3 protein-coding genes are annotated in these 2,281 nt (G+C 57.3%); all 3 read left to right on the top strand.

The window, feature by feature from the left end:
• The coding region (murC, locus tag M0974_RS13920) for a Mur ligase family protein (protein WP_297837547.1) at positions 1-958 on the top strand (958 nt) is incomplete at its 5' end.
• 11 nt (positions 959-969) lie between these two features.
• Positions 970-1,917 carry a D-alanine--D-alanine ligase gene (locus M0974_RS13915; RefSeq protein ID WP_297837550.1) on the top strand — a complete coding sequence of 316 codons (948 nt, stop codon included), beginning with the start codon at positions 970-972 and terminating at the stop codon, positions 1,915-1,917.
• A gap of 4 nt (positions 1,918-1,921) precedes the next feature.
• Positions 1,922-2,281: FtsQ-type POTRA domain-containing protein (locus M0974_RS13910; RefSeq protein ID WP_297837544.1), on the top strand; the 360-nt coding region annotated here is incomplete at its 3' end.

The raw sequence follows: 2,281 nt of genomic DNA, 5'->3' as shown, positions 1-2,281 counted from the left end.
GATTGCCGAAGCCGACGAAAGCGACGCGAGCTTTCTGCACTTGCAGCCGTTGGTGGCCGTGGTCACCAACATTGACGCTGACCACATGGAAACCTACGAAGGTGACTTCAACAAACTGAAGAAGACCTTCGTTGAATTCTTGCATAACTTGCCGTTCTACGGCTTGGCCGTGGTCTGTATTGATGATCCGGTGGTGCGGGAAATTCTGCCGCTGATCAAGCGTCCGACCCTGACTTACGGCTTCAGCGAAGAAGCCGACGTTCGCGCCATCAATGTGCGTCAGGACGGCATGCAAACCTATTTCACCGTGCTGCGCCGTGACCGCGAGCCGTTGGATGTTTCGGTGAATATGCCGGGCAACCACAACGTGCTCAATTCCTTGGCGACCATCGCAATCTCGACTGATGAGGGCGTTTCTGACGAAGCCATCGTTCAAGGTTTGTCAGGCTTCCAGGGCGTCGGACGGCGCTTCCAGATATACGGCGAACTGCCCGTCGAAGGCGGCAACGTGATGCTGGTCGATGACTACGGTCACCACCCGCGTGAAGTGGCGGCTGTGATCAACGCTGTACGCGGAGGTTGGCCGGATCGTCGTCTGGTGATGGTTTACCAACCGCACCGGTTCAGTCGCACCCGTGATCTTTACGATGACTTCGTGCAGGTACTGACAGAGGCCAACGTGCTTCTGCTGATGGAAGTTTATCCCGCCGGAGAAGAAGCCATTCCAGGGGCGGACAGCCGCCATTTGGCCCATAGCATTCGTCAGCGCGGTCTGCTGGACCCGATTTACATCGAGCGTGGCGTTGAGCTGGCACCGCTGGTCAAACCGCTCCTGCGCGCGGGCGACATCCTGTTGTGCCAAGGCGCCGGTGATATTGGCGGTCTCGCACCACAACTGCTGAAAAGCCCTTTGTTCGCGGGTGCAATCGTCGCCCCGACCGAGGGCAAACTGAAATGAGCACACTCGCCATGAAGTCCTCGCTGATGTCCACGCTGGAGCCAAGCGCTTTCGGTCGTGTCGCAGTGTTGTTCGGCGGCAAAAGCGCTGAGCGGGAAGTTTCCCTGAAGTCTGGCCAGGCAGTGCTTGAAGCGCTGCAAAGTGCCGGTGTCGATGCTTTCGGTATCGACGTAGGTGACGATTTTCTGCAGCGTCTGGTCAGCGAAAAATTTGATCGCGCCTTCATCGTCCTGCACGGGCGTGGCGGCGAAGACGGCAGCATGCAAGGCCTGCTGGAGTGTCTGGAAATTCCTTATACCGGCAGCGGCGTATTGGCGTCGGCGTTGGCCATGGACAAGTTACGCACCAAACAGGTTTGGCAAAGTCTGGGCCTCTCGACCCCTCGTCATGCGGTATTGAGCTGCGAGGAAAATTGTATTTCTGCGGCAGGGGAACTGGGCTTCCCTTTGATCGTCAAACCGGCCCATGAAGGTTCCAGTATTGGTATGGCCAAGGTGACCAGCGTCGACGAATTAATCGCCGCATGGAAAGCAGCCAGTACCTACGATTCGCAAGTGTTGGTTGAACAATGGATTCAAGGTCCGGAGTTCACCATTGCCACGCTGCGTGACCAGATATTACCGCCCATCGGTCTCGGCACTCCTCACAGCTTCTACGACTACGACGCCAAGTACGTGTCGTCCGATACCCAGTATCGGATTCCGTGTGGGCTTGATGACGCCAAAGAGCAAGAACTTAAAGACCTGACCGCACGAGCATGCGAGGCCATTGGCATTGCCGGTTGGGCGCGGGCAGATGTTATGCAAGACGCGGACGGCAAGTTCTGGCTGTTGGAAGTGAACACCGTTCCGGGCATGACCGATCACAGTTTGGTTCCAATGGCAGCCCGTGCTGCAGGCCTGGATTTTCAGCAGTTGGTGTTGGCGATATTGGCCGACAGTGTAGAGGCGCGAGGTTAAACCCATGCAAGGCGCGATGCTACGTCATCAGCAACCCGTTCCCGGTCGTAAGCCGGTGCCGCGTGGTGCCAGTCGAATGGTGGCCAAAGAGCCGCTTTCGGTGCGCCTGCCTAAAGCCAATTTTGGCTTTCTCAAACTGCTGTTCTGGCCAGTGATGTTGGTCGTTCTTGGCTTCGGTACCTACGAGGCGGCTCAGCGGTTGCTGCCGTATGCCGATCAGCCGATCACCAAGATCAACGTGCAGGGCGACCTGAGCTACATCAGCCAGCAGGCGGTTCAACAACGTATCGCGCCTTATGTGGCGGCCAGCTTTTTCACCATCGACCTGGCGGGTATGCGTACCGAACTGGAAAAGATGCCGTGG

Origin of the sequence: Pseudomonas sp. (genome assembly GCF_026224925.1) — a bacterium.
GTDB lineage: Bacteria > Pseudomonadota > Gammaproteobacteria > Pseudomonadales > Pseudomonadaceae > Aquipseudomonas.
Note: the sequence above shows the minus strand (reverse complement) of the source record. Positions and strands in the feature narration are given on the sequence as shown.

Bases quoted from the DNA above. Each gene is read 5' to 3' on its own strand.
- M0974_RS13915 (WP_297837550.1), top strand. From the start codon at position 970: ATGAAGTCCTCGCTGATGTCCACGCTGGAGCCAAGCGCTTTCGGTCGT.